We start from the raw sequence: 18,895 nt of genomic DNA on the forward strand, positions 1-18,895 counted from the left end.
CTGTTACGTGCGTCGCGCGAAAATCTGCGAGTGCAGTACGTGCGTCAGCCCTGGCGCTGCTTGTGGCGCGGGTTGTCGCAAATGATCATGACCCGGCCGTGACGGCGGATCACCCTGCACTTGTCGCAGATCTTCTTGACGCTCGGCTTGACCTTCATTGGGTGAGGTTCTCCGGGTCAGTGCCACCACCCCACCGGAGCGGGGTGCGGGCAAGATCTACTTGTACCGGTAGACGATCCGGCCACGCGTCAGGTCGTACGGAGACAACTCCACCACGACCCGGTCGTCAGGGAGGATGCGGATGTAGTGCATGCGCATCTTGCCGCTGATGTGTGCCAGGACCTGGTGGCCGTTCTGGAGCTCCACCTTGAACATGGCGTTCGGAAGAGACTCGACGACAGTGCCTTCGATCTCGATGGCACCTTGCTTCTTGGCCACGCTTCGCCCTTCGAATCGACTACCTTGATCGACTCCGTGAGCGTTACGCAGACATGCGAATGCACGAGAGCCGACGCGTCAGTCTACGTCAGTGCACTCGGAAAGACGAATCGGGTATGCCTGCCCGCCAACGAAGATCCTTAAGCAAGCCGCTGGCCGCCGCCCCGCCGCTGTCAGCCGATGGGGTCTCCCCTGGTCCTTAAGACCTTGGGGAAGGATCCGGCGCCGCCGTGATCCCGTACTCCGCCAGCTTCGCCTTGCCGCCGACGATTCCTCTTGACGCAGCCCTCGCGGGCTCGGCGCTGGCGCGCCTCACAAGCTTCGGACTGCTGCGTCGGACTCCGTCCGCCGGTCCTGACTCAGGCGGTCCTCAGCCCAGCGGGTCCGGAGCTGCCTCGATCCCGTACTCGGCCAGCTTCGCCTTGCCACCGTCGGGCGCCGTCAGGACCAGCGGGCCCTTCTCGGTGAGGGCCACGCTGTGCTCCCAGTGCGAGGACCAGGTGCCGTCCGTCGTGATCACGGTCCAGTCGTCCTCGAGGACCTCGGTCTTCGCGGTGCCGAGGGACACCATCGGCTCGATGGCCAGGCAGAAGCCGGGGACCAGCTTGGGGCCGCGGCCGCGGCGGCGCTCCACGTAGTTCAGCAGGTGCGGGTCCATGTGCATCTCGGTGCCGATGCCGTGGCCGCCGTAGTCCTCGATGATCCCGTACTTGCCGCGGGCCGGGCGGGGCTGGCGGCGGATGTACGTCTCGATGGCGCGGGAGATGTCGACGAGCCGGTTCCCCTGCTTCATCGCCGCGATCCCGGCCCACATCGACTCCTCGGTCACCCGGGAGAGCTCGACCAGCTCCGGAGCGTGACCGCTGCCCACGAAGGCCGTGTACGCCGCGTCGCCGTGCCAGCCGTCGATGATCGCGCCGGCGTCGATGGAGATGATGTCGCCGTCCTGGAGGACCACGTCCTCGCTCGGGATGCCGTGGACGACGACCTCGTTCTTGGAGGTGCAGATGGTCGCGGGGAAGCCGCCGTACCCGAGGAAATTGGGCTTGGCGTCGTGCTCGGCGAGCACCTTGCGCGCCACGTCGTCCAGGTCCTTGGTGGTGGCCCCCGGCACGGCCGCCTCGCGCGTGGCCTTGTGCATGGCGGCGACGACAAGCCCCGCCGCACGCATCTTGGCGATCTGCTCGGGAGTCTTGATCTGCACCATGTCTGGCCTGAGCCTTTCTGAACCTACGGATACGACCTGCGGGGACCTGCAGGGCACCCACAACGATACGGCCGCGGGCAGAGCCTCCGCGCCCCGTCCACAGCTGGGCCGCGGCACCCACCCGGGGTGCCGCGGCCCAGTCACAGCCAAGCTCTGTCAGGCATCCTCGCCCGAGAGCGCCGACATCGCGCGCTTCGTGACCTCGTCCACCTTGCCGAGCGCCGAGATCGTGACCACCAGGCCCTGGGCCTTGTAGTAGTCGATGATCGGCTCGGTCTGCGAGTGGTAGACCTCCAGGCGCTTGCGGACGGTGTCCTCCGAGTCGTCCTCGCGCTGGTAGAGCTCACCGCCGCACACGTCACAGACGCCGTCCGCCTTCGGCGGGCTGTACGTCACGTGGAAGACGTGGCTGGAGTCCTTGCGGCAGATGCGGCGGCCCGCGATGCGCTTGACGACCTCGTCCTCGGGGACCTCCAGGTCCAGGACGGCGTCCAGCTTCATGCGCTCGGACTTGAGCATCTCGTCGAGCGCCTCGGCCTGCGACACGTTCCGCGGGAAGCCGTCGAGCAGGAAGCCGTTCTCCGCGTCGGGCTGCTCCATGCGGTCCTTGGCCATCCCGATGGTGACCTCGTCGGGGACCAGGTTCCCGGCGTCCATGTAGGACTTGGCCAGCTTGCCGAGCTCGGTCTGCTGACTGATGTTGGCCCTGAAGAGGTCGCCCGTGGAGATGTGCGGGATCGACAGGTTCTTGGCAAGGAACGCGGCCTGCGTTCCCTTGCCGGCACCGGGCGGCCCGACGAGGACGATTCGCATCAGCGGAGGAACCCTTCGTAATTGCGCTGCTGGAGCTGGCTCTCGATCTGCTTCACGGTCTCCAGACCCACACCCACGATGATCAGGATGCTCGTCCCGCCGAACGGGAAGTTCTGGTTGGCCCCGAAGCCCACCAACGCCATCGTTGGCACAAGAGCGATCAGCCCCAGATACAGCGAGCCCGGCCACGTGATCCGGTTGAGTACGTAGCTCAAGTACTCAGCGGTCGGGCGGCCAGCCCGGATGCCCGGGATGAAGCCACCATACTTCTTCATGTTGTCCGCGACTTCCTCCGGGTTGAACGAGATCGCCACGTAGAAGAAGGCGAAGAACACGATCAACACGAAGTAGGTGACGATGTAAATCGGGTGGTCACCCTTGGTCAGGTTCTGCTCGATCCAGGTCTTCCACCCGGACTGCCCACCCGCGAACTGGGCGACCAGCGCGGGAATGTAGAGCAGCGACGAGGCGAAGATCACAGGGATGATGCCCGCCTGATTGACCTTCAGCGGGATGTACGTCGACGTACCCCCGTAGGACCGGCGGCCGATCATGCGCTTCGCGTACTGCACCGGGATGCGGCGCTGGGCCTGCTCGACGAAGACGACCAGGCCGACCATGAACAGACCGACCAGGATGACGGTGCCGAACTCGATCCAGCCGCCCGCCAGATCGCCCTGCTTCTTGATGCCCCAGAGGGCGGCGGGGAAGGTGGCGGCGATCGAGATGAACATGAGGATCGACATGCCGTTGCCGATGCCGCGGTCGGTGATGAGCTCACCGAGCCACATCACACAGGCCGTACCGGCGGTCATGGTGATGACCATGGTGATGGTGACGAAGATCGACTGGTCGGGGACGATCTCCGAGGCGACCGGGCAGCCGCTGAACAGCGTGCCGGTGCGGGCGGTGGCGACGAGGCCGGTGCCCTGCAGGATCGCGAGCGCGATGGTCAGATAGCGCGTGTACTGCGTGATCTTGGCCGTGCCGGCCTGGCCCTCCTTCTTGAGGGCTTCCAGGCGTGGGATCACCACGGTCAGGAGCTGCAGGATGATGCTCGCCGTGATGTACGGCATGATGCCGAGCGCGAAGATCGTGATCTGCAGGAGCGCGCCACCGCTGAACATATTGACCAGACCGAACAGGCCCTGGTTGGCATTGGCCGCGTCGATACAGGTCTGGACGTTCTTGTAGTCAACACCGGGAATCGGGATATGCGTCCCGAGCCGGTAGATCACGATGATGCCGAGCGTGAAGAGCAGCTTCTTGCGCAGGTCGGGCGTCTTGAACGCCCGGGCGAACGCGGTGAGCACGGTGCCTCCTGCGACCCCCGCGCTACTGCGTCAGAGGTGACGATGGTGGGTCCGACGGATAAGTACGTAACAGGCAAGACCGCACGACCTGTCGCGAGGACAGACCGCGCGGAAAGTTAACAGTGCACGCCACCTTACCGGCGACCGTGCCCCCCTTGGAACGACCAACCGGGGATGCCCCTTTTGTGGGGCATCCCCGGTCGGGATCGCTCAAGTCATCGAGACGCCTGGGAAATTCAGACGAGCTCGGTGACGGTACCGCCGGCGGCGGTGATCTTCTCCTTGGCGGAGCCGGAGACGGCGTCAACCGTCACCTGCAGCGCCACGGTGACCTCACCCTGGCCGAGGACCTTGACAAGGCTGTTCTTGCGAACGGCGCCCTTGGCGACCAGGTCGGCCACCGTGACCTCGCCACCCTCGGGGTAGAGGGCGGTGAGCTTGTCCAGGTTCACGACCTGGAACTCGGTCTTGAACGGGTTCTTGAAGCCCTTCAGCTTCGGGAGACGCATGTGGAGGGGCATCTGCCCGCCCTCGAAGCGCTCCGGAACCTGGTAACGGGCCTTGGTGCCCTTGGTACCACGACCGGCCGTCTTACCCTTCGACGCCTCACCACGACCGACACGGGTCTTCGCGGTCTTGGCGCCCGGGGCGGGACGGAGGTTGTGGATCTTGAGCGGGTTGTTCTCCGCCATGATCAGTCGACCTCCTCGACCGTCACGAGGTGGCGGACGGTGTGCACCATGCCGCGGAACTCGGGACGATCCTCCTTGACGACCTGCGTGTTGATGCCCTTGAGACCAAGGGAACGCAGGGTGTCGCGGTGGTTCTGCTTACTGCCGATGTACGACTTCGTCTGCGTGATCTTGAGCTGAGCCATGATTACGCACCCGTTCCCGCACCGGCACGCGCACGCAGCAGAGCCGCAGGGGCGACGTCCTCGAGGGGCAGACCACGGCGAGCCGCGATCTCCTCGGGACGCTGCAGACCCTTGAGGGCAGCCACGGTCGCGTGCACGATGTTGATCGCGTTCGACGAACCGAGCGACTTCGACAGGATGTCGTGCACGCCCGCGCACTCGAGCACGGCGCGCACCGGGCCACCGGCGATAACACCGGTACCGGGGGAAGCCGGCTTGAGCAGGACGACGCCCGCAGCCTTCTCGCCCGTGATCGGGTGCGGGATGGTGCCCTGGATACGGGGGACCTTGAAGAAGTGCTTCTTGGCCTCCTCCACACCCTTGGCGATGGCGGCCGGCACCTCCTTGGCCTTGCCGTAACCGACACCCACGGTGCCGTCACCGTCGCCCACCACGACCAGCGCGGTGAAGCTGAAGCGACGACCACCCTTCACAACCTTGGCGACGCGGTTGATCGCGACAACGCGCTCAACGTACGCGGTCTTCTCGGCGGCAGCTGCGCCACCGTCGCGACCCTTCCGGTCCCGCCGCTCGCCGCCACCGGCACCGCCACCGCGGCGCTGGGGTCCAGCCATTGGAATTACCTCTCTCTGTTTCCGCTAGCTACGCAGTGACACTTGGTCGCTGCGCGACGGACGACTCAGAACTTGAGTCCGGCTTCGCGGGCGGCGTCCGCCAGAGCGGCGATGCGCCCGGCGTACTGGTTACCACCACGGTCGAACACGACAGTCTCGACACCGGCGGCCTTGGCGCGCTCGGCGACCAGGGCGCCGACCTGCTTGGCCTGCGCGGACTTGTCGCCCTCGCCACCGCGGATCGTCGTGTCCAGGGTGGACGCCGACGCGAGGGTGTGACCCTTCACGTCGTCGATCACCTGGGCGACGATGTTGCGGTTGGAGCGCGTCACGACCAGGCGCGGACGCTCGGCCGTACCGGAGATGTGCTTCCGGATACGAATGTGACGGCGCTTGATGGCAGCACGCTTGTAAGCGTCGCCCTTAGCAATCTTGACACCGTATGCCATGGCTTACTTACCCGCCTTTCCGACCTTGCGGCGGATGACTTCGCCCTCGTACTTGACGCCCTTGGCCTTGTACGGGTCAGGCTTGCGCAGCTTGCGGATGTTGGCCGCAACCTCGCCGACCTTCTGCTTGTCGATGCCCTCGACCGAGAACTTGGTCGGCGACTCGACCTTGAACGAGATGCCCTCGGGCGCCTCGACCAGGATCGGGTGGCTGTAGCCGAGCGAGAACTCCAGGTTGGAGCCCTTCGCCAGGACGCGGTAACCGACACCGCTGATCTCGAGCTTCTTCACGTAACCCTGGGTCACGCCGGTGATCATGTTCGCCACCAGCGTGCGGGACAGGCCGTGCAGGGCCTTGTTCTGACGCTCGTCGTTGGGGCGGGTGACGCTGAGCACGCCGTCCTCACCCTTAGCGATCTCGATCGGCGCGACAACGGTGTGGCTCAGGGAACCCTTGGGGCCCTTCACCTGGACCGTCTGGCCATCGATGGTGACGTCCACGCCGGCGGGAACCGTGATGGGGAGCTTGCCAATACGCGACATAGCTGTTTCCTCCGTTCCCTTCCGCTACCAGACGTAGGCGAGGACTTCCCCACCCACGCCCTTCTTGCCCGCCTGCTGGCCGGTGAGCAGACCGTGCGACGTGGAGATGATGGCCACGCCCAGGCCGCCGAGCACCTTCGGCAGGTTGGTGGACTTCGCGTACACGCGCAGACCAGGCTTCGAGATCCGCTTGATGCCCGCGATGGAGCGCTCACGGTTCGGCCCGAACTTGAGCTCGAGAACGAGGTTCTTGCCGACCTCGGCGTCCTCGACCTTCCAGCCCGTGATGAAACCCTCCTGCTGGAGGATCTCCGCGATGTGCGACTTGATCTTGCTGTGCGGCATCGCCACGGTGTCGTGGTACGCCGAGTTCGCGTTCCGCAGACGCGTAAGCATGTCTGCGATCGGATCAGTCATGGTCATGAATTGGCCTTCGGCCTCTCTCGCCGGGGTTTCCTGTATGCGCCATCCCTCTCCCCACTCAGAGGCGGGACGGGTGCGGCGCGGGGACCTACGGCGTAGTAAGTCGTACGAGGGCGGCAGGCGCCCAACCACACAAGCCTAAGCCATGTGTGGTGGGCCACCCGCCAACCTCATTGCTTACCGAGAGCTTCAGGTAATCCCAATCCAACCAGTCGGCCCGAAGGGCCGCCCTTGAGGGGCGGTGGTCGGGCGACGGGTGGGCGGGATTACCAGGAGCTCTTGGTCACGCCCGGCAGCTCGCCACGGTGAGCCATCTCACGAAGGCACACGCGGCACAGGCCGAACTTGCGGTACACGGAGTGCGGACGGCCGCAGCGCTGGCAGCGGGTGTACGCACGCACACCGAACTTGGGCTTACGAGCAGCCTTGGCAATCAGAGCCTTCTTCGCCATCTCGCTCACGCCTCCTTGAACGGGAAGCCGAGGTGACGAAGGAGCGCCCGGCCCTCAGCGTCGTTGGTCGCCGTGGTGACCACGGTGATGTCCATACCCCGGACACGGTCGATCTTGTCCTGGTCGATCTCGTGGAACATGACCTGCTCCGTGAGACCGAAGGTGTAGTTGCCACGGCCGTCGAACTGCTTGGGGGACAGACCACGGAAGTCGCGGATGCGCGGCAGCGCGAGCGACAGGGTGCGGTCCAGGAACTCCCACATGCGGTCGCCACGGAGCGTGACGTGGGCACCGATCGGCTGACCCTCACGCAGCTTGAACTGCGCGATGGACTTCCGGGCCTTGGTGATGGCCGGCTTCTGACCGGTGATCGTGGTCAGGTCACGGACGGCACCGTCCATGAGCTTGGAGTCACGGGCGGCGTCGCCGACACCCATGTTCACCACGATCTTGACGAGACCGGGGATCTGCATGACGTTCTCGTACGAGAACTCCTCCTGCAGCTTGCCCTGGATCTCCTCGCGGTACTTCGTCTTGAGGCGCGGAGTGGTGGTGGTCGTCATCAGATGTCCTCACCCGTCCGCTTGGCAACGCGGATCTTGTTGCCCTCGTCGTCGAAGCGGTAACCGACGCGCGTGACGACCTTGTTGCCGTCCTTCTCCACGACCAGCTGGACGTTGGAGACGTGGACGGGGGCCTCGGTGGTCACGATGCCGCCGGCCTGCGAGCCGCTGGCCGTCGGGCCGGCCTTCGTGTGCTTCTTGACCCGGTTGACACCCTCGACCAGGACGCGCTCCTCGCGCGGGTAAGCGGCAATGACCTTGCCCTGCTTGCCCTTGTCCTTGCCGGTGATGACCTGAACCAGGTCGCCCTTCTTGATCTTCATGCTTACAGCACCTCCGGCGCGAGCGAGATGATCTTCATGAACTTCTTCTCGCGCAGCTCACGGCCGACCGGGCCGAAGATACGGGTGCCGCGAGGGTCGCCGTCGTTCTTCAGAATGACGGCGGCGTTCTCGTCGAAGCGGATGTACGAGCCGTCCGGACGGCGGCGCTCCTTGACGGTGCGAACGATGACCGCCTTGACGACGTCACCCTTCTTCACGTTGCCACCGGGGATCGCGTCCTTGACGGTGGCGACGATGACGTCACCGATGCCCGCGTAGCGGCGACCCGAGCCACCGAGAACACGGATGGTGAGGATTTCCTTCGCACCCGTGTTGTCGGCGACACGAAGTCGCGACTCCTGCTGGATCACGTCTATCTCCTGTTTGTCTGCCGGTTCCCGGCAGGGGCCTTATCCCTTACGGGAGTTGGGCCCCTGCCGAGCCTGGCGGAACGAACCCTGAGGGATACCCCTCAGAGCTGTACTTGTTGGAATTCCCTTGCGGGAATTACCTACTTGGCCTTCTCGAGGATTTCGACGACGCGCCAGCGCTTCGTCGCGGACAGCGGCCGGGTCTCCATCAGGAGGACACGGTCGCCGACGCCCGCGGCGTTCTGCTCGTCGTGGGCCTTGAGCTTGTTCGTACGGCGGATGACCTTGCCGTACAGCGCGTGCTTGACGCGGTCCTCGACGGCGACGACGACGGTCTTGTCCATCTTGTCGCTGACGACGAGACCCTCACGGGTCTTGCGGAAGCCGCGCGCGGCCTTCGTCTCTTCAGTCACGTTGCTCTCGCTCATCAGGCGCTCTCCACCGTCTCGATGCCCAGCTCGCGCTCACGCATCAGGGTGTAGATCCGCGCGATGTCCTTACGGACGGCCTTCAGCCGGCCGTGGTTCTCGAGCTGACCCGTCGCCGCCTGGAAGCGGAGATTGAACAGCTCTTCCTTGGCCTCGCGGAGCTTGTTGAGGAGCTCCTCGTTGCCCAGCTCGCGCAGCTCAGACGCCTTGGTACCGGCCGACATCACGCTTCACCTGCCTCGCGCTTGACGATCCGGCACTTCATCGGCAGCTTGTGGGCTGCGCGAGTGAGAGCCTCACGCGCAATCTTCTCGTTCGGGTAGGACAGCTCGAACATCACCCGGCCCGGGTGCACGTTCGCGACCCACCACTCGGGGGAACCCTTACCGGAACCCATGCGGGTCTCGGCGGGCTTCTTGGTCAGCGGGCGGTCCGGGTAGATGTTGATCCAGACCTTGCCGCCACGCTTGATGTGGCGGGTCATCGCGATACGGGCCGCCTCGATCTGGCGGTTGGTCACGTACGCCGGGGTCATGGCCTGGATGCCGTACTCGCCGAACGCAACCGTCGTACCACCCTTGGCCATACCGCGGCGCTTGGGGTGGTGCTGCTTGCGGTGCTTGACCCTACGGGGGATCAGCATGTCGGTCAGGCCTCCGTTCCAGAGCTCTCAGCCGGAGCGGCAGCGGCGGCGGGAGCCTCGGCCTTGGGGGCCTCGGCAGCCGGCGCGGACTGCTGCTGCGGCTTGCGACCGCGGCCGCCACGCTCGCCACCGCGGCCACCACGGGCCGGGCGGTCGTTGCCACCACGGGCCGGGCGGTTGCCGGCGCGGGCAGCGGCGTTCTCGGCGCGGACCTCGGCGATGTTCTTGACGTCGCCCTTGTAGATCCAGACCTTCACGCCGATGCGGCCGAAGGTCGTCTTGGCCTCGAAGAAGCCGTAGTCGACGTTCGCGCGGAGCGTGTGCAGGGGCACACGGCCCTCGCGGTAGAACTCCGAGCGCGACATCTCGGCGCCGCCGAGACGGCCGCCACACTGGATCTTGATGCCCTTGGCGCCCGCCTTCATCGCCGACTGCATGCTCTTGCGCATGGCACGACGGAAGGAGACGCGGGAGGACAGCTGCTCCGCAACGGCCTGGGCCACGAGCTGAGCATCCGTCTCGGGGTTCTTGACCTCGAGGATGTTCAGCTGGACCTGCTTGCCCGTGAGCTTCTCGAGGTCACCGCGGATGCGGTCGGCCTCGGCGCCACGGCGGCCGATGACGATGCCGGGACGCGCGGTGTGGATGTCCACCCGCACGCGGTCACGGGTGCGCTCGATCTCCACCTTCGAGATGCCGGCGCGCTCCATGCCGGACGTCATCATCCGACGGATGGCGACGTCTTCCTTGACGTAGTCCTTGTACAGCTTGTCGGCGTACCAACGCGACTTGAAGTCGGTCGTGACACCGAGCCGGAACCCGTGCGGGTTTACCTTCTGGCCCATTACCGGGTTCCTTCCTTGCTGCTGACGACCACGGTGATGTGGCTGGTCCGCTTACGGATCCGGTAGGCACGGCCCTGGGCACGCGGACGGAACCGCTTCAGGGTCGGGCCCTCGTCCACGTACGCCTCGCTGATGACCAGCGAAGAGGCGTCGGTGTGGTCGTAGTTGTGCGCGGCGTTGGCAATGGCGCTGTCCAGCACCTTGCCGACCGGCACGCTCGCGGCCTGCGGGGCGAAACGCAGGACCGCCTGAGCCTCCGTGGCATCCATGCCACGGATGAGGTCCACCACGCGGCGGGCCTTCATGGGCGTGACGCGGATGTACCGCGCCTGGGCCCTGGCTTCCATGGTTGTCCCTTCGGTGTTAGTCATAGTCGTTCCACCCCGCTTAGCGGCGCTTCGACTTCCGGTCGTCCTTGACGTGGCCGCGGAAGGTGCGAGTCGGCGAGAACTCGCCGAGCTTGTGGCCGACCATCGACTCGGTGACGAACACCGGGATGTGGGTCTTGCCGTTGTGCACCGCGATCGTGTGGCCCAGCATCGCCGGGACGATCATCGAGCGACGGGACCAGGTCTTGATGACGTTCTTGGTGCCTGCTTCGTTCTGTACGTCCACCTTCTTGATCAGGTGGTCGTCGACGAAGGGCCCCTTCTTGAGACTGCGCGGCATCTAAACCCGCTCCTAGCGCTTCTTGTTCGTCTTGCGGCGGCGGACGATGTACTTGTTACTCGCCTTGTTGCGATCACGAGTACGCATTTCCTTCTTGCCCCAGGGCGAGACCGGGTGGCGACCACCGGAGGTCTTGCCCTCGCCACCGCCGTGCGGGTGGTCGACCGGGTTCATCACGACACCACGCACGGTCGGGCGAACGCCCTTCCAGCGCATACGGCCGGCCTTGCCCCAGTTGATGTTCGACTGCTCGGCGTTGCCGACCTCGCCGACCGTGGCGCGGCAGCGCACGTCGACCAGGCGGATCTCACCGGACGGCATACGAAGGTGGGCCATCGAGCCCTCCTTCGCCAGCAGCTGCACGGAGGCACCCGCGGAGCGGGCGAACTTGGCGCCACCACCCGGACGGAGCTCGATCGCGTGGATCGTGGTACCGACCGGGATGTTGCGGAGCGCGAGGTTGTTGCCGGGCTTGATGTCGGCGCCGGGGCCGTTCTCAATCCGGTCACCCTGCGACAGGCCGCGCGGAGCGATGATGTAGCGCTTCTCGCCGTCTGCGTAGTGCAGCAGCGCGATGCGCGCGGTGCGGTTCGGGTCGTACTCGATGTGCGCGACCTTCGCCGGCACGCCGTCCTTGTCGTGCCGACGGAAGTCGATCACGCGGTAGGCGCGCTTGTGTCCGCCACCCTGGTGGCGAACGGTCACACGACCGGCGTTGTTACGGCCGCCCTTGCTGTGCAGCGGGCGGACCAGCGACTTCTCCGGCGTGGACCGCGTGACCTCGACGAAGTCGGCGACGGAGGAGCCACGGCGGCCCGGCGTCGTCGGCTTGTACTTGCGGATTCCCATTTCTCAGTCCTCGTCCGATATTCGGACCAGGGCGCTCCGTTAGGAGGCCTGGCCGAAGATGTCGATACGGTCGCCCTCGGCGAGGGTCACGATCGCGCGCTTGGAGTCGGCACGCTTGCCGAAACCGGTGCGAGTGCGCTTGCGCTTGCCCTGCCGGTTGAGCGTGTTGACGCCGGTGACCTTGACCGAGAAGACCGCCTCGACGGCCTGCTTGATCTGGGTCTTGTTGGCGCCGGGCGCCACGACGAAGGTGTACTTGCCCTCGTCGAGCAGCGCGTAGCTCTTCTCGGAGACGACCGGCTTGAGGAGGACGTCACGGGGGTCCGTGAAGCTCTTGCTCAGCGGCGTCTCAACGGTGTTCTTGCCCTCGGCGGCGTGACGACGCGCCTTGGCGACGCGCGCGGCCTTGGCGGCCTTGGCCGCCTTCGAGGCGATAGCGGGGTGACGGATAGCCATCAGGCCTCGCTCCCTTCGGTGTCAGTGGCCTTCGGGCCGGACACGAAGGACTCGAGCGCGGCCTGGGTGAAGACCACGTCGTCCGAGACGAGAACGTCGTACGTGTTGAGCTGGCCCGGCTCCAGGATGTGGACCTGGGGCAGGTTGCGCGCGGACAGCAGCGCGGCCTCGTCCGAGCGCTCGATGACCAGGAGCACGTTCTTGCGCTCGCTGATCTTGCCGAGCAGGCTCTTCGCGGCCTTGGTCGACGGGGTCTCGCCCTCGACCACGCCGGAGACGACGTGGATGCGAGCGTTGCGGGCCCGGTCGGTGAGGGCGTGGCGCAGGGCCGCGGCCTTCATCTTCTTCGGGGTCCGCTGCGAGTAGTCACGCGGCACGGGACCGTGCACGACGCCACCACCGGCGAACTGCGGCGCGCGGGTCGAGCCCTGACGGGCGCGACCGGTGCCCTTCTGGCGGTACGGCTTCTTGCCACCGCCGCGGACTTCGCCACGGGTCTTGGTCTTGTGCGTGCCCTGACGGGCAGCGGCCAGCTGGGCGACAACGACCTGGTGGATCAGCGGGATGCTGACCTTCTCGACGTCGAAGATCTCCGAGGGGAGCTCGACGGTCCCGGCCTTGTCGCCTGCCGGCGAAAGGATGTCAATGGTGCTCATCGGTTCCTCAAGCCCCCTTGGCCGCGGTACGGACCAGGACGAGGCCGCCGTTCGGACCGGGCACCGCTCCCTTGATGAGGAGCAGACCCTTCTCCGCGTCAACGGCGTGAACGGTCAGGTTCTGGGTGGTGACCCGCTCGTTGCCCATGCGGCCCGCCATGCGGAGGCCCTTGAACACACGGCCAGGGGTGGCGCAGCCACCGATGGAACCGGGCGAGCGGTGCTTGCGCTGCGTGCCGTGGCTGGAGCCGAGGCCACCGAAGTTGTGGCGCTTCATGACACCGGCGAAGCCCTTGCCCTTGCTCTTGCCGGTCACGTCGACCTTGACGCCGGACTCGAAGGTCGCGGCGGTCAGCTCCTGGCCGAGGGTGTACTCGCCGGCGTCGGCGGTACGGATCTCGACGAGGTGGCGGCGGGGGGTCACGTCGGCCTTGGCGAAGTGACCCTTGAGGGGCTTGTTCACCTTGCGCGGGTCGATCTCGCCGAAGGCGATCTGGACCGACTCGTAGCCGTCGATGTCATTCTTACGGACCTGGGTAACGACGCAGGGCCCGGCCTTGACCACGGTCACCGGGACGACACGGTTGTTCTCGTCCCAGACCTGGGTCATGCCGAGCTTCTCGCCCAGGATGCCCTTGATCTGCTTGGTCATCTCTTCCGTGCCTCTCAGAGCTTGATCTCGATGTCGACGCCGGCCGGAAGGTCCAGGCGCATCAGCGAGTCAACGGTCTTGGGCGTCGGGTCGAGAATGTCGATCAGGCGCTTGTGCGTGCGCATCTCGAAGTGCTCGCGCGAGTCCTTGTACTTGTGCGGCGACTTGATGACGCAGTACACGTTCTTCTCAGTGGGCAGCGGCACCGGGCCCGCGACCGACGCACCAGTGCGAGTCACCGTCTCGACGATCTTCTTCGCCGAAGAGTCGATGACCTCGTGGTCGTAGGCCTTGAGCCGGATGCGGATCTTCTGTCCCGCCATGGCTACTTAGTAGTCCTTTGTCTCGAACGCTCTGGCACCTCAGGAGGCCCTGTTTTCTACTTCCATCCGACCCACGCGGTCGGGCGTGTCGCAGTCCCGCTCACACAGATCTCCCGAAGGATTTCCCTGCTAGGGGCTGCGGCCCTGGAAACGACCGCGGGTCCGGGGGAAGAAACCCACCGGGCGCCTGGTCGAGCCACCTTGCCGCACTTCCCGGAAGATTCCCGTACGTCCGCCTCAGCGCTGCCTTACGGCAGTTGGGGCGACGAGTACCGTGGGACTCGCTTCCAGTCCTCCCGGCGGGAGGCGCGCAGCATCGGCACTCAACCGAGCAACCTGAACAGTGTGCCATAGGTGGGACGACGAAGGCCAATCGAGCCGCTTGTCAAGCGGCACGGCCGTCCCGGACCCCCCGGACACGACAAGAGGCCCCACCCGCCGTAAGGGCGCGTGGGGCCTCTCGCTGCGCTCAGTTCAGAGCAGCCGGGTCTCCCCGACCAGCAAGCAAGGGAACCTTACTTGTTGATCTTGGTGACCTGGCCGGCGCCGACGGTCCGGCCACCCTCACGGATGGCGAACTTCAGGCCCTCTTCCATGGCGACGGGCTGGATGAGCTCCACCTTCATCTCGGTGTTGTCACCCGGCATGACCATCTCGGTGCCCTCGGGGAGGGTCACGACGCCGGTCACGTCCGTCGTACGGAAGTAGAACTGCGGGCGGTAGTTGTTGAAGAACGGGGTGTGACGGCCACCCTCGTCCTTCGACAGGATGTACGCCTGCGCCTCGAACTCGGTGTGCGGGGTGACCGAGCCCGGCTTGATGATGACCTGGCCGCGCTCGACGTCCTCGCGCTTGATGCCACGGAGGAGCAGACCGACGTTCTCACCGGCCTGGCCCTCGTCGAGCAGCTTGCGGAACATCTCGATGCCGGTGACCGTGGTGGTGGTCTTCTCGGTCTTGATGCCGATGATGTCGACGGTCTCGTTGACCTTGAGGACACCACGCTCGATACGACCGGTGACGACGGTGCCACGACCGGTGATCGTGAAGACGTCCTCGATCGGCATCAGGAACGGCTTGTCGACGTCACGCTCGGGCTGCGGGATGGACTCGTCGACGGCCTTCATCAGGTCGAGGACGGTCTTGCCCCACTCGGCGTCGCCCTCGAGCGCCTTGAGCGCCGAGACCTTGACGACCGGGACGTCGTCGCCCGGGAACTCGTACTCGGAGAGGAGCTCACGGACCTCGAGCTCGACGAGCTCCAGGATCTCCTCGTCGTCCACCATGTCGGCCTTGTTGAGCGCAACAACGATGTACGGAACGCCGACCTGGCGGGCCAGGAGCACGTGCTCCTTGGTCTGCGGCATCGGGCCGTCGGTGGCGGCGACCACGAGGATCGCGCCGTCCATCTGCGCGGCACCGGTGATCATGTTCTTGATGTAGTCCGCGTGACCGGGGCAGTCGACGTGGGCGTAGTGGCGCGCCTCGGTCTGGTACTCGACGTGCGCGATGGAGATGGTGATACCGCGCTGGCGCTCCTCGGGAGCCTTGTCGATCTGGTCGAAGGCCGAAGCCTCGTTCAGGTCGGGGTACGCGTCGTGCAGCACCTTGGTAATGGCGGCCGTGAGGGTCGTCTTACCGTGGTCGATGTGACCGATGGTGCCGATGTTGACGTGCGGCTTAGTCCGCTCGAACTTCGCCTTCGCCACTGGGGTCCTCCTGTGGAGTGGTTCTGTACGCCTTACTTCATCGGCGCCAGGTGATCTTTGCTGGGGTGCCGACCGCCGGGGCATTCCTCACGGATTGCGGGGTTTGCCCCGGCAGACGGTGTCAAGCCTAAAGCGTGTACTCGGGTGAGTTACTCGCCCTTGGCCTTCGCGATGATCTCCTCGGCGACGTTCCGCGGAACCTCGGCGTAGGAGTCGAACTGCATCGAGTAGCTTGCGCGACCCGACGTCTTGCTGCGGAGGTCTCCGACGTAGCCGAACATCTCCGAGAGGGGCACGAGGCCCTTCACGACGCGAGCGCCGCTGCGCTCCTCCATGGCCTGGATCTGGCCACGGCGGGAGTTGATGTCGCCGATGACATCGCCCATGTAGTCCTCGGGCGTGGTGACCTCGACGGCCATCATCGGCTCGAGGAGCACGGGGCTGGCCTTGCGCGCGGCCTCCTTGAAGGCCTGCGAGCCGGCGATCTTGAAGGCGAGCTCCGAGGAGTCGACCTCGTGGTACGCACCGTCGATCAGCGTGACGCGGACACCGGTCATCTCGTAACCGGCGAGGATGCCGAACTGCATGGCCTCCTGGCAGCCGGCGTCGACCGAAGGGATGTACTCCTTCGGGATACGACCACCGGTGACCTTGTTCACGAACTCGTACGAGGCGTCGCCGCCCTCGATCGGCTCGATCGCGATCTGCACCTTGGCGAACTGACCGGTACCACCGGTCTGCTTCTTGTGGGTGTAGTCCACGCGCTCGACCGTCTTGCGGATGGTCTCGCGGTACGCGACCTGCGGCTTGCCGACGTTGGCCTCGACCCGGAACTCACGGCGCATGCGGTCGACGAGCACCTCGAGGTGCAGCTCGCCCATGCCGCCGATGATGGTCTGGCCGGTCTCCTCGTCCGAGTGCACCCGGAAGGAGGGGTCCTCCTCCGCGAGACGCTGGATGGCGACACCCAGCTTCTCCTGGTCACCCTTGGACTTGGGCTCGATGGCGACCTCGATGACCGGCGCCGGGAAGTCCATGGACTCCAGGATGACCGGGTTCTTGTCGTCGCTCAGCGTCTCACCGGTGGTGGTCTGCTTCAGGCCCATGACGGCGACGATGTCGCCGGCGCCCACCGACTCGATCTCCTCACGCTTGTTCGCGTGCATGCGGTAGATCTTGCCGATGCGCTCCTTCTTGCCCTTGACGGAGTTCAGCACCGCGGTGCCGGACTCCAGGCGGCCGGAGTAGATCCGGACGAAGGTGAGCTTGCCCAGGTGCGGGTCGCTCGCGATCTTGAACGCCAGCGCGGCCAGCGGCTCCTCGTCGGACGGCTTGCGCTTGACGACCTCCTCCGGGTCCTTCACGCCGTGGCCCTCGATGGCCTCGACGTCAAGCGGGGAAGGCAGGTAGCGCACGACGGCGTCGAGCAGGGGCTGGACGCCCTTGTTCTTGAACGCGGTACCGCAGAACACCGGGGTGACGGTGGTCTCGTCGGTCGTACGGCCCGAAGCGATCGTGATGCGGCGGATGGCCGCGTACAGCTGCTCCTCGGAAGGCTCCTGGCCCTCCAGGTACAGCTCCATGATCTCTTCGTCGTTCTCGGCGACGGCCTCGAGCAGCTTGCCGCGCCACTCGTCGGCCGCCTCGGTGTGCGTGGCCGGGATGTCCACGACGTCGTAGGCCTCGCCGAGCTTGGTGTCGGCGGACCACACGAAGGCCTTCATGCGGACCAGGTCGACAACGCCCTGGAAGTTGGCCTCGGCACCGATCGGGAGCTGCATGACCAGCGGCTGCGCGCCAAGGCGGTCCGTGATCATGTCGACGCAGCGGTGGAACTCGGCACCGGTCCGGTCGAGCTTGTTGACGAAGCAGATACGCGGGACGCCGTAGCGGTCGGCCTGACGCCACACGGTCTCGGACTGCGGCTCGACGCCGGCAACGCCGTCGAACACCGTCACGGCACCGTCGAGCACACGCAGGGAGCGCTCCACCTCAACGGTGAAGTCGACGTGCCCCGGGGTGTCGATGATGTTGATCGTGTGGTCTACGTCGTCCAGCGGCCAGTGACAGGTGGTGGCAGCAGAGGTGATCGTGATGCCACGCTCCTGCTCCTGCTCCATCCAGTCCATGGTGGCAGCACCGTCGTGGACCTCACCGATCTTGTACGAAACACCGGTGTAGTACAGGATCCGCTCGGTGGTCGTCGTCTTGCCCGCGTCGATGTGAGCCATGATGCCGATGTTGCGCACCTTGGCCAGGTCAAGCGAAGTGGTAGCCATATCGGCTCAGTCTTCTCTCGGTCTCGATGTGGGTTGCGACTACCAGCGGTAGTGCGCGAAGGCCTTGTTGGACTCGGCCATCTTGTGGGTGTCCTCGCGCTTCTTCACAGCGGCACCGAGGCCGTTGGAGGCGTCGAGGAGCTCGTTGAGCAGACGCTCGGTCATCGTCTTCTCGCGCCGGGCGCGGGAGTAGCCGACCAGCCAGCGCAGGGCCAGCGTGTTGGCGCGACCGGGCTTGACCTCGATCGGCACCTGGTAGGTCGCACCACCGACGCGGCGGGACTTGACCTCGAGGGTCGGCTTGATGTTCTCGAGCGCGCGCTTCAGCGTGATGACCGGGTCGTTGCCCGTCTTCTCACGCAGACCCTCCATGGCGCCGTAGACGATGCGCTCGGCGGTGGAGCGCTTGCCGTTCAGCAGCACCTTGTTGATGAGGGAGGTCACCAGAGGAGAGCCGTAGACCGGGTCGATGATGACCGGGCGCTTCGGGGCGGGGCCCTTACGAGGCATTCTTACTTCTCCTTCTTGGCGCCGTAGCGGCTGCGGGCCTGCTTGCGGTTCTTGACACCCTGGGTGTCGAGCGAACCCCGGATGATCTTGTAGCGAACACCGGGCAGGTCCTTCACACGGCCGCCGCGCACGAGCACGATGGAGTGCTCCTGCAGGTTGTGTCCCTCACCCGGAATGTAAGCAGTGACCTCGATGCCGCTGGTCAGACGCACACGCGCGACCTTACGCAGGGCCGAGTTCGGCTTCTTCGGGGTGGTCGTGAACACACGCGTGCAGACGCCACGGCGCTGAGGGGAACCCTCGAGTGCGGGCGTCTTGTTCTTCTCGACCTTGTCCTGCCGGCCCTTGCGGACCAGCTGCTGGATCGTAGGCACTACTTCTCCGGTTTCTGTGTGCCGAGTAGTAAAGCTAACCTGGAACGTTGCCGACCCACGCGGTCGGGTGTGTCGAATGCTGCAGACTCCCGCTGAGGGCGGAGAGGGCGCAGATT

General features: G+C 65.7%; 30 protein-coding genes. All 30 read right to left on the bottom strand.

Annotation, left to right across the window (positions count from 1 at the left end):
• Positions 1 to 44: 44 nt before the first annotated feature.
• Entirely contained in the window at positions 45 to 158 is a 114-nt protein-coding gene (gene rpmJ, locus AC0KTA_RS15115; protein WP_003948619.1) for a 50S ribosomal protein L36, read from the bottom strand.
• A gap of 58 nt (positions 159 to 216) precedes the next feature.
• Positions 217 to 438, bottom strand: coding sequence for a translation initiation factor IF-1 (gene infA / locus AC0KTA_RS15120; protein ID WP_003948620.1), 222 nt, complete (start codon positions 436 to 438; stop codon positions 217 to 219).
• A gap of 370 nt (positions 439 to 808) precedes the next feature.
• Positions 809 to 1,645: a type I methionyl aminopeptidase gene (gene map / locus AC0KTA_RS15125; RefSeq protein ID WP_481055657.1), complete on the bottom strand. Its 837-nt coding sequence runs from the start codon at positions 1,643 to 1,645 to the stop codon at positions 809 to 811.
• Between the two features lie 156 nt (positions 1,646 to 1,801).
• Positions 1,802 to 2,458: an adenylate kinase gene (locus tag AC0KTA_RS15130; protein ID WP_481055658.1), complete on the bottom strand. Its 657-nt coding sequence runs from the start codon at positions 2,456 to 2,458 to the stop codon at positions 1,802 to 1,804.
• Complete coding sequence (gene secY, locus AC0KTA_RS15135; RefSeq protein WP_481055659.1) at positions 2,458 to 3,771, bottom strand: preprotein translocase subunit SecY; 1,314 nt, start codon at positions 3,769 to 3,771, stop codon at positions 2,458 to 2,460. The genes AC0KTA_RS15130 and secY overlap by 1 nt, the downstream gene beginning before the upstream one ends.
• Positions 3,772 to 4,007: 236 nt before the next feature.
• Positions 4,008 to 4,463 carry a 50S ribosomal protein L15 gene (rplO, locus tag AC0KTA_RS15140; protein WP_481055660.1) on the bottom strand — a complete coding sequence of 152 codons (456 nt, stop codon included), beginning with the start codon at positions 4,461 to 4,463 and terminating at the stop codon, positions 4,008 to 4,010.
• A gap of 2 nt (positions 4,464 to 4,465) precedes the next feature.
• On the bottom strand, positions 4,466 to 4,648 hold the full coding sequence (rpmD, locus tag AC0KTA_RS15145; protein WP_005481207.1) for a 50S ribosomal protein L30: 183 nt from the start codon (positions 4,646 to 4,648) through the stop codon (positions 4,466 to 4,468).
• 2 nt (positions 4,649 to 4,650) lie between these two features.
• Positions 4,651 to 5,262 carry a 30S ribosomal protein S5 gene (rpsE, locus tag AC0KTA_RS15150; protein ID WP_481055661.1) on the bottom strand — a complete coding sequence of 204 codons (612 nt, stop codon included), beginning with the start codon at positions 5,260 to 5,262 and terminating at the stop codon, positions 4,651 to 4,653.
• A 65-nt stretch (positions 5,263 to 5,327) separates the two neighbouring features.
• Positions 5,328 to 5,711 carry a 50S ribosomal protein L18 gene (gene rplR, locus AC0KTA_RS15155; protein WP_481055662.1) on the bottom strand — a complete coding sequence of 128 codons (384 nt, stop codon included), beginning with the start codon at positions 5,709 to 5,711 and terminating at the stop codon, positions 5,328 to 5,330.
• Between the two features lie 3 nt (positions 5,712 to 5,714).
• Positions 5,715 to 6,254, bottom strand: a complete 540-nt coding sequence (rplF, locus tag AC0KTA_RS15160) for a 50S ribosomal protein L6 (RefSeq protein WP_037664023.1) — start codon at positions 6,252 to 6,254, stop codon at positions 5,715 to 5,717.
• Positions 6,255 to 6,278: 24 nt separating this feature from the next.
• The gene (gene rpsH / locus AC0KTA_RS15165) at positions 6,279 to 6,677 is read right to left on the bottom strand and encodes a 30S ribosomal protein S8 (protein ID WP_018528360.1); all 399 of its coding nucleotides are present in this window, start codon (positions 6,675 to 6,677) and stop codon (positions 6,279 to 6,281) included.
• Positions 6,678 to 6,943: 266 nt separating this feature from the next.
• Complete coding sequence (locus AC0KTA_RS15170; protein WP_003956452.1) at positions 6,944 to 7,129, bottom strand: type Z 30S ribosomal protein S14; 186 nt, start codon at positions 7,127 to 7,129, stop codon at positions 6,944 to 6,946.
• 5 nt (positions 7,130 to 7,134) lie between these two features.
• A complete protein-coding gene (rplE, locus tag AC0KTA_RS15175; RefSeq protein WP_016645173.1) occupies positions 7,135 to 7,692 on the bottom strand; it encodes a 50S ribosomal protein L5 in 558 nt (185 codons plus the stop codon).
• On the bottom strand, positions 7,692 to 8,015 hold the full coding sequence (gene rplX, locus AC0KTA_RS15180; protein WP_030685463.1) for a 50S ribosomal protein L24: 324 nt from the start codon (positions 8,013 to 8,015) through the stop codon (positions 7,692 to 7,694). The genes rplE and rplX overlap by 1 nt, the downstream gene beginning before the upstream one ends.
• A 2-nt stretch (positions 8,016 to 8,017) precedes the next feature.
• Positions 8,018 to 8,386 (bottom strand): 50S ribosomal protein L14, encoded by a 369-nt coding sequence (gene rplN, locus AC0KTA_RS15185; RefSeq protein WP_003974257.1) that lies wholly within the window; start codon positions 8,384 to 8,386, stop codon positions 8,018 to 8,020.
• A gap of 140 nt (positions 8,387 to 8,526) precedes the next feature.
• On the bottom strand, positions 8,527 to 8,814 hold the full coding sequence (gene rpsQ / locus AC0KTA_RS15190; protein WP_030039759.1) for a 30S ribosomal protein S17: 288 nt from the start codon (positions 8,812 to 8,814) through the stop codon (positions 8,527 to 8,529).
• Positions 8,814 to 9,038, bottom strand: a complete 225-nt coding sequence (rpmC, locus tag AC0KTA_RS15195; RefSeq protein WP_010036720.1) for a 50S ribosomal protein L29 — start codon at positions 9,036 to 9,038, stop codon at positions 8,814 to 8,816. The genes rpsQ and rpmC overlap by 1 nt, the downstream gene beginning before the upstream one ends.
• Positions 9,038 to 9,457, bottom strand: coding sequence for a 50S ribosomal protein L16 (gene rplP, locus AC0KTA_RS15200; RefSeq protein WP_005313579.1), 420 nt, complete (start codon positions 9,455 to 9,457; stop codon positions 9,038 to 9,040). The genes rpmC and rplP overlap by 1 nt, the downstream gene beginning before the upstream one ends.
• Before the next feature lie 5 nt (positions 9,458 to 9,462).
• Positions 9,463 to 10,302: a 30S ribosomal protein S3 gene (rpsC, locus tag AC0KTA_RS15205; protein ID WP_481055663.1), complete on the bottom strand. Its 840-nt coding sequence runs from the start codon at positions 10,300 to 10,302 to the stop codon at positions 9,463 to 9,465.
• Complete coding sequence (rplV, locus tag AC0KTA_RS15210; protein WP_004571827.1) at positions 10,302 to 10,649, bottom strand: 50S ribosomal protein L22; 348 nt, start codon at positions 10,647 to 10,649, stop codon at positions 10,302 to 10,304. The genes rpsC and rplV overlap by 1 nt, the downstream gene beginning before the upstream one ends.
• A 40-nt stretch (positions 10,650 to 10,689) precedes the next feature.
• Entirely contained in the window at positions 10,690 to 10,971 is a 282-nt protein-coding gene (rpsS, locus tag AC0KTA_RS15215; RefSeq protein ID WP_003948639.1) for a 30S ribosomal protein S19, read from the bottom strand.
• 12 nt (positions 10,972 to 10,983) lie between these two features.
• Positions 10,984 to 11,820, bottom strand: coding sequence for a 50S ribosomal protein L2 (gene rplB, locus AC0KTA_RS15220; RefSeq protein ID WP_016645178.1), 837 nt, complete (start codon positions 11,818 to 11,820; stop codon positions 10,984 to 10,986).
• A gap of 39 nt (positions 11,821 to 11,859) precedes the next feature.
• The gene (gene rplW, locus AC0KTA_RS15225; protein WP_481055664.1) at positions 11,860 to 12,276 is read right to left on the bottom strand and encodes a 50S ribosomal protein L23; all 417 of its coding nucleotides are present in this window, start codon (positions 12,274 to 12,276) and stop codon (positions 11,860 to 11,862) included.
• Positions 12,276 to 12,932: a 50S ribosomal protein L4 gene (gene rplD / locus AC0KTA_RS15230; protein WP_481055665.1), complete on the bottom strand. Its 657-nt coding sequence runs from the start codon at positions 12,930 to 12,932 to the stop codon at positions 12,276 to 12,278. Before rplD ends, rplW begins: the two co-directional genes overlap by 1 nt.
• A 7-nt stretch (positions 12,933 to 12,939) precedes the next feature.
• Complete coding sequence (rplC, locus tag AC0KTA_RS15235) at positions 12,940 to 13,584, bottom strand: 50S ribosomal protein L3 (RefSeq protein ID WP_481055666.1); 645 nt, start codon at positions 13,582 to 13,584, stop codon at positions 12,940 to 12,942.
• 14 nt (positions 13,585 to 13,598) lie between these two features.
• Entirely contained in the window at positions 13,599 to 13,907 is a 309-nt protein-coding gene (rpsJ, locus tag AC0KTA_RS15240; RefSeq protein ID WP_003948644.1) for a 30S ribosomal protein S10, read from the bottom strand.
• A 515-nt stretch (positions 13,908 to 14,422) separates the two neighbouring features.
• Positions 14,423 to 15,616 carry an elongation factor Tu gene (tuf, locus tag AC0KTA_RS15245; RefSeq protein ID WP_481055667.1) on the bottom strand — a complete coding sequence of 398 codons (1,194 nt, stop codon included), beginning with the start codon at positions 15,614 to 15,616 and terminating at the stop codon, positions 14,423 to 14,425.
• A 149-nt stretch (positions 15,617 to 15,765) separates the two neighbouring features.
• Complete coding sequence (gene fusA, locus AC0KTA_RS15250) at positions 15,766 to 17,895, bottom strand: elongation factor G (RefSeq protein WP_481055668.1); 2,130 nt, start codon at positions 17,893 to 17,895, stop codon at positions 15,766 to 15,768.
• 39 nt (positions 17,896 to 17,934) lie between these two features.
• Positions 17,935 to 18,405, bottom strand: coding sequence for a 30S ribosomal protein S7 (rpsG, locus tag AC0KTA_RS15255; RefSeq protein ID WP_003974303.1), 471 nt, complete (start codon positions 18,403 to 18,405; stop codon positions 17,935 to 17,937).
• Between the two features lie 2 nt (positions 18,406 to 18,407).
• The gene (gene rpsL / locus AC0KTA_RS15260; RefSeq protein WP_003948652.1) at positions 18,408 to 18,779 is read right to left on the bottom strand and encodes a 30S ribosomal protein S12; all 372 of its coding nucleotides are present in this window, start codon (positions 18,777 to 18,779) and stop codon (positions 18,408 to 18,410) included.
• Between the last annotated feature and the right edge of the window lie 116 nt (positions 18,780 to 18,895).

The sequence above is a fragment of the Streptomyces sp. Y309 genome (assembly GCF_056712025.1).